Raw genomic sequence first — 7,408 nt, 5'->3', positions numbered from 1 at the left:
GGCCCCAATGCGATTTTATTGGGAGATGCGGGTAATGATTTATTTTCATTAAAAGCAGATGCAGCAGCGGGTGTCATTATCGAAGGGGGATCAAATTTAGATACCTTGCGTTTATCAGGTGGAGAGGGCAAATTTTAAATCTAATTCAAAATAGCCAATTAGCCACCGATCAAGCCATCACATTAACAGGAATTGATCGTCTTGACTTAACACAAGGCAATGGACATCAATTGGTGCTTGGATTAAGCGATGTATTAGCTATTTCTGACACAGGTAATTTGCGTATTGATGGCAATTCATCCAGCTTAGTTAATTCCACCAATCAGGGTTGGAATAATATAGGATTGACGGAACAAGATGGAGTGCCTTATTACCGCTATGCGGCCAGTGGTGCAGAATTATTAATTAACACGGATATTGCACTGCAATTTATCAGCTAATTAACCCTTATCCATAAATGAATCGCCTGAGCAGAATTTATCAACATAGGAAATATTCTGACTCAGGCATTTTTTTGTATTTTATAAACCAACTTAAATAAAAGGTTAAGAATATTATTGTATTTCTCATAAAATGTTGCTAAATCGGGTGCAAAACCAAAGAGAATTTAATAAAATAATGTGTTGACTTGATAAAGTAGCGGTATAACAAATAAAGCAACGCCTTGATACATTTAATTTCTCATTCATATATAGCACATTAGCTCATGATCGATTCCATCGTTATTGCGGTTTTGACACTGACCACCATTGGCGGCATCATAGGGATATGGCGATTTCGACAACGTCAGCATCAATTACAACACGAATTAACCCATCAATTTGCCCTTTTAGAAAAGCAAAAACATGTTTTAGCCGTCACCCGCGACGCTTTGCACAGCATTCTGACAGATATTCCCGATGATTTAGATGCTTTAGCCGCATTTGCTGATGCGGTCGTGCGCTTGCATGCCAGTGAAGCGCGTTTTCGGGCTTTATTCGACTATGCGCCCATCGGCATTTTACAAGCCAATATCACAGGAGAATTGGTTTATATTAATCCTACATTAGAGAAAATTTTAGGCTATTCTCACTGCGAATTAGTAGGAAAAAATTATTATGAATTATTGCATCCCGAAGAACAAATAGAAACTTCTTCAAATCGTTTATTTGAACAATTATTAAAATACAGTAGAAATCATTACCAAACCATAGAACGTTATCAACATCGTTTAGGGCGAGAAATTTGGGCGAGTTTGTCCATTGCGGGCGTGCGAGATGTGGACGGTGGCGTATTGTTTGTGGTGGGTATGGTGACAGATATTACCGAAAAACGCGCCGCTGAAGCCCGTTTAGCCCACAATGAAATGCGCATCGCCGAGGCCCAACAATTAGCCCAATTGGGTTATTGGGAATGGCATCCGCAAAATGATGACATGTTTTGGTCTGAAGAATTCTCTATGCAATTGGGTTATCCTTGCAAACCTATACAAACGCATTTAGATGAATTTTATCAAGCTATTATTGCTGACGATCAACAATATGTTAAATATCATTTACTGGCTTTATTAGACACAAGTAATCAAGAAAAAATTCCCCATTTTGAAAACTTAGAATTTCGCGTTAAAATCAAAGATGGCAAAGTAAAAACATTGCAATCTTCTGGTAAGTTATTACGCACTTATGATGATAAACCTTATTGCGTCATTGGTACGGCTTTAGACATTTCTGAGCGCAAACAAACTGAATTATTATTGCGTAAATTATCCACTGCGGTTGAGCAAAGTTCTAATAGCATTTTAATTACGGATCGCAAAGGCATTATTCAATATGTTAATCCTGCTTTTACCAAAATTTCAGGTTATTTACCCGAAGAGGTTTTAAATCGCACACCACGTTTATTAAAATCAGGATTAATGGGGATTGATTTTTACCGTGATTTATGGAGTACAATTTTAAGAGGCGATGTATGGCAAGGGGAATTTACCAATCGCCATAAGTCAGGTGAATTATATTATGAATACACCACTATTTCTCCGATTCGTGATGAAAATCAAGAGATTAGCCATTTTTTAGCGGTGCGCGAAGACTTAACGGCTTATCGTCAAGCGGTCGAAGCCTTGCGCAATAGCGAAGCCCGCTACCGCTCGGTGATTGCCTCTATGAGTGAGGGTGTGGTATTGCAAAATAGGACGGGGGAAATTTTAACGTGTAATCAAGCCGCTGAATCCATTTTAGGCTTGACTGAAGCCCAAATGGCAGGGCGTAGTTCTTTAGACCCTGCGTGGCAGTCGGTGCGGGAAAATGGTATGTCATTTCCCGGCTACGAACACCCTGCGATGGTGACATTACAAACAGGATTGCCGTTTAAAAACGTCATTATGGGCGTGTATAAAACACCACAACAAGATGTCACTTGGATAGCCATTAATTCTCAACCCATTTTCACCGACGATCCCAGCCATTTACCCACCGCGGTGGTCACTACTTTTACTGACATTACACCTTATAAATCCGCACAAAAAATATTAGAGAAACAAAAACAATTACTCGATTTATTACGCCGTGGTTTAAATCATTTTATGAGTAAAAATGATTTACTTAGCACTTATCATTTATTATTAACAGAATTACTAAAATTAACAGACAGCCAATTAGGATTTATTAGTGATATTGAAGAGGATCAAATTCATACCCGCTTATTATTAACCCATTCTCTTCGTGATCAACAATTCATCACTTTATTTGACCGTGAAAAAACGGGATTATTTGCCACCTTAAATCAACTATTACAACCGATTTTACAAAATGGTTCCGTGATTATTCAAGATCAAGCCAGTGCTGCATGGGCGCAGCTTATATACCAATTTTTTCAGAGTCGTATAATAATACTTTTCAAATAGGAGAGAATAATGAACAAAAGATATGAAGATTTAGAAGAGTTAATGTCAACAGGTGAGGCGAGAGAAGTGAAGCGAGCGATGGCAGTAAGAATGTCTTTGCTTGGTTTTGTGCGTGCGGAAGTGGCTTTAGCGTGCTGTGTCAGTGTGCAATTTGTGGATAAATGGAAAGCCATTTATTTAGCGTCAGGGGTGGAAGGATTAAAGTTAGCGTATAAAGGCTCGCCAGGGTATTTAAAGCCGCGTGAACGAGAAGATATGATTAATTGGATACAAGAAAAGAAGACAATAACAATGGAGGAGCTAAAGAGATACTTAAAAGAGGAGTATGATGTTTTCTATTCTTCAAATACTTCTTATACTAAATTATTAGAAGAAGCAAATTTAAGTTATAAGAAGACACACAAAGAGAATTCGGCAAAAGATGAGGTAAAAGTAAAAGCTAAAAAAAAAGAGATTAAGGATTTAATAGATAAGGAGCGTGAACAGATAGAAAGTGGAGAGATAATGTACTGGATGCAAGACGAAAGCCATCAGTTGTGGGGAGATATTTGTGCTTATGTTTGGTCGAAAAAAGGAGAAAGAACGTCAATAAAGATGAATAATTATCGTACTTCTCAAACGTGGTATGGAGCGGTGAATATTTATACGGGAGAATTTATTTTAGATAGGGCAAAGAAAGCCGATACAAAATATATGATAGACTTTATTAACTGGCTCATTTACAGATATAAAGAAGCCCGTCATGTGATTATTTGGGATGGTGCAAGTTATCATCGTTCTGAAGGTTTAAGAACTTATTTAGAGAAATTAAATGGGGGACTTCCAGAATCAGAATGGAAAGTTCGTTTATTAAGATTTGCGCCCAATGCCCCAGAGCAAAATCCAGTCGAGGATATTTGGCTTCAAGGTAAGAATTGGGTCAGAAAGAATTTTCATCGTCTATCAAGCTTTAAAGAAGTCACTAGTATGTTTGAGACCTTTTTGTCAGGTAAAGTGTTTAAGTTTAATAAAATTAAACAGTATCTTATACCTAATATCTAGCTAGATATTAAAACTTAATTTGTTTTTATATCTCACATAATTTTGGTAAAGCATAAAACCCGTTAAATTCCGCAATATCCAATCCACATTTCTACTCCTGCTAAGAGGGATGTAACCTGTTCTATTTTCCAACGCGATCTCGCTGTATCTGTCAGTTCTGCAAAGAAGGGGGTGTTTGTGTGTTCTTTTACCGCTTCAGGGCGCAGGGTAACGAGTAAATTCATGATTCCCCATTCATCACGCATAACTTGGGCTTAATTTGCGATATACTAAAGCCAATCAATAGTATGGCTTATCAAGTTAAAGGAGAAGGTTAAAAATGCCGCTGCTTCGATCACTGCAACATCCTCTCTGGCGTGGGGGCGTGTTTGTCTTATTTTTACTGCTACTGTTTCCTCACGCCCACGCGCTCTCGCTGGTCGAAGTGCAACGACAGGCACAAAATGAGGTATTGGGATTAGATGGGGTGGCTGCTGTGGCAGTGAGTCCCGATGGACAACACCTTTATGCGGCCAGTGTGGTGTCGAGTGCAGTGGCGGTGTTTAGTCGGGATGTGAACAATGGAAGTTTACAATTCTTACAACATTTCACCAACACAGACATCAGCGACAGTGGTTTAGCGGGAGCCAGTGCGGTTAAAGTCAGTCCCGATGGGAGACATGTTTATGTAGCCAGTCGCACCGATTCGGCCGTGACCGTGTTGACTCGCAACAGCACGACGGGATTATTGACTTTAGTCGAAATTCAAAAAGATAACGTCAATCAAGCCACAGGATTAGCTGGAGTCAGTGCCTTGGCCATCAGTCCTGATGGCACACGGGTTTATGCCGCTGGCACGGATGATTCTGCGCTCACGGTGTTTTCTCGCAATGCCGACACGGGCGTATTAACTCCCGTCCTCACGCATGTCAGTGGCGCGAACGGAGTCACGAATTTAGCAGGTATCACGGATGTCGCCGTGATCGATGCAGGCAACGGCAATTGGTATGTTTACACGGCCGCCGTGCAGAGTCATGCGGTTAATTTATTTGTGCGTAACAGTGGCGTGGGTGAATTGGTTTTTGTTGGCAGTTATTCGCAAGGCATGGAAAATATTAGTGATTTACTCGGTGCGGTGGGTTTAGCGGTGAGTCCTGATCGGCGTTTTCTCTACGCCGCGGCCAGTAGTAGCAATGCCATCACGATTTTTTCCATTGACATCGCCACGGGCGCATTAACGCCTGTTAAAAGTATTTTAAATCAAACCCCTGTCAGCGGATTAAGAGCCGTACGCCATGTTTTAGTCTCTCCCGCCGGCGGAGAATTATATGCGACGGGATTTGATGACAATAGTTTAGTTGTCTTCAATAGAAATAGTGAAACAGGCGATTTAACCTTTAAACAAGTCATTAAAAATAATACCAATAATGTCACGTCATTGTCCGGCCCCTTAGGATTAACCACCGCCGCAAACGGACAACAACTTTATACGGCCGCTTTATTTAGTGATGCGATTTCAGTATGGAGTTTGGTATCGGCTGATTTAAGTATAACGGGCAGTGATGATGCGCCCGTAGCGATTAACAGCCCTTTAACTTATCAATTTACGGTCAATAATGCCGGCGGAGACATTGCCACGGCGACCGTTTTCACGCATACCTTGCCCAGTGGTGTCATTTATCAATCGGCCGTGAGCAGTCAAGGCCAATGTAGTCAACAAGCTGGTGTAGTCACGTGTGTGCTGGGCGATGTGGCGGTGAATGGCAGTGTAAACATTGTCGTAAACGTCATGACTCCCGGCGAAGCAGGAACAGGCATTTTATCCAGTACGGCCACAGTCACCAGCACCCAATCCGATCCCAATTCCAGTAATAATCAAGTCACGCTCAATACTGAATTACGCCAAAGTGTGGAAACGGTAGATTTAAAACTGGCTATTTCCCCCAGTGCCAATCCCGCTAATGTGGACAGTGTGTTGATTTATCACGCGGATGTAAGTAATGCAAGTGCGACTACGGCAACGGGAGTGCGTTTCACGGCCACTTTAGATGCCACCGTGCGTTATGACGCGGTGAATAGTGATTCTCGCTGTCAATTGGCCGGGCAACAATTGACTTGTATTTTATCTGACATGGCTGGCGGCGCGAGTACACGGATTAATATTCAAGTCACCACGCCCGCGACTCCCAGCACCTTATCCTTTTCCGCTCAAGTCACTTCGCAACAAAAAGAACTGACTCCCGACGACAATAAGGCCAATGTGCCGGTGAATGTGGCTGTGTTAGTCTTTGATTTGGCGATCATTGACGCAATCGGCGAGCCGATTTCTGCACCTGTGAATACGCCTGTGAATTATAATGTGCAGATCAGCAATGTAGCGGGGACTCCGGCCAATAATGCCGTACTCAATGTGACTTTACCGACTGAAGTGCGTTATGTGGGATCAACGGGGGCGTGCCGTGCTTCAAGTACAGCCAGCCATGAAATTAGTTGTAATTTAAGTTTATTAGACCCGGTCGCCTCACCAAGTACCCATTTACAAATTCAAACCCTGAGTTTTTTACCGAATGATCAAGCCGAAGCGCGTTTTTCTGTCACCGCGCCCGGTGTGGACACCAATCAAACCAATAACCAAGCAATCAGTATTGTTAGTATTTCGGGACAAGCGGCCGATGTGGGATTAACCATTGGCAGCAACGCAGATACAGTGGTACAAAATACGGAAGTAACGCTGACTTTTACCTTAAATAACAATGGCCCCGGTGTGGCACATGATATGGTGTTAAATGTGGCCTTGGCAGGCGTGCCGTTTAATTTGAGCGAAGTCAACGCGGCAAATTGTACCCCCGGTGTCCCGTTAAGTTGCACCACGCCCGCGATTAATCCCGGCCAAGCGCAATCTTTCACCATTAAACTGGTGCCGACGGCATTAGGTACGTTGAACGTATCGGCGCAAGCAGTGGGTTCAACTTTCGATCCGAATTTGCCCAACCAAGCCAGTAAAGAAATTGCCGTGTCCGCGCCAACCAGCGATGTTGCGGTGATTTTGAGCAGCACACCCAATGCGGTGTTAGTCGGCCAAACGTTGAATTATCTCGCTACGGTGAGCAATCAAGGCCCCAGCCCGGCCAGTGGCGTAGTCTATCAACAGCAATTGCCGGCGGAGTGACTTTTGTCTCGGCCGAATCCTCGCGCCAAACTGCGCCTTGTACGGAAAATGCGGGATTAGTGCGTTGCGAATTGGGGCCGTTGGCACGCGATGAATCGGCTACGGTGGTGGTGAAAATAACTCCGACCACGGCCGGAATGCTCTCCACTGAAGCCACCCTCAGCAGTCAAACCTTAGACACTTTATTAGAAAATAATACTGCAAAATTAGAGACTTCCGTTGCACTGACGACAGCCAATGTCGGCTTAACTCTAAGCAGTGAAGACACCCAAGTGTTAGTGGAAGATGTGTTGACTTATCGTATTTTATTAAACAACGCCGGCCCACACACGGCCACA

6 protein-coding genes are annotated in these 7,408 nt (G+C 42.7%); 5 read left to right on the top strand and 1 reads right to left on the bottom strand.

Annotation, left to right across the window (positions count from 1 at the left end; all coding sequences use genetic code 11):
* The first annotated feature begins 233 nt into the window (after positions 1 to 233).
* The 3 genes from TPSD3_RS17155 (at position 234) to TPSD3_RS17145 (ending at position 3,922) form a co-directional block, all read left to right on the top strand.
* Positions 234 to 440, top strand: a complete 207-nt coding sequence (locus TPSD3_RS17155) for a hypothetical protein (protein ID WP_140048601.1) — start codon at positions 234 to 236, stop codon at positions 438 to 440.
* Positions 441 to 706: 266 nt separating this feature from the next.
* Positions 707 to 2,881, top strand: a complete 2,175-nt coding sequence (locus TPSD3_RS17150; protein ID WP_086489777.1) for a PAS domain S-box protein — start codon at positions 707 to 709, stop codon at positions 2,879 to 2,881.
* Positions 2,882 to 2,890: 9 nt separating this feature from the next.
* Entirely contained in the window at positions 2,891 to 3,922 is a 1,032-nt protein-coding gene (locus TPSD3_RS17145; RefSeq protein WP_086489776.1) for an IS630 family transposase, read from the top strand.
* 62 nt (positions 3,923 to 3,984) lie between these two features.
* Here the strand turns inward: TPSD3_RS17145 and TPSD3_RS17710 are convergent, their stop codons facing one another.
* Positions 3,985 to 4,167 carry a hypothetical protein gene (locus TPSD3_RS17710; protein WP_176329929.1) on the bottom strand — a complete coding sequence of 61 codons (183 nt, stop codon included), beginning with the start codon at positions 4,165 to 4,167 and terminating at the stop codon, positions 3,985 to 3,987.
* A gap of 74 nt (positions 4,168 to 4,241) precedes the next feature.
* On the opposite strand from TPSD3_RS17710, the gene TPSD3_RS17140 reads away from it, so the two are divergent.
* Both TPSD3_RS17140 and TPSD3_RS17135 read left to right on the top strand, forming a co-directional pair.
* Positions 4,242 to 7,070 (top strand): beta-propeller fold lactonase family protein, encoded by a 2,829-nt coding sequence (locus TPSD3_RS17140; protein ID WP_086489775.1) that lies wholly within the window; start codon positions 4,242 to 4,244, stop codon positions 7,068 to 7,070.
* Positions 7,067 to 7,408, top strand: a 342-nt coding sequence (locus TPSD3_RS17135; RefSeq protein WP_140048600.1) for a DUF11 domain-containing protein, incomplete at its 3' end; no start/stop codon positions are given. The genes TPSD3_RS17140 and TPSD3_RS17135, both read left to right, overlap by 4 nt.

This window comes from Thioflexithrix psekupsensis (assembly GCF_002149925.1).
Taxonomy (GTDB): domain Bacteria; phylum Pseudomonadota; class Gammaproteobacteria; order Beggiatoales; family Beggiatoaceae; genus Thioflexithrix; species Thioflexithrix psekupsensis.
Note: the sequence above shows the minus strand (reverse complement) of the source record. Positions and strands in the feature narration are given on the sequence as shown.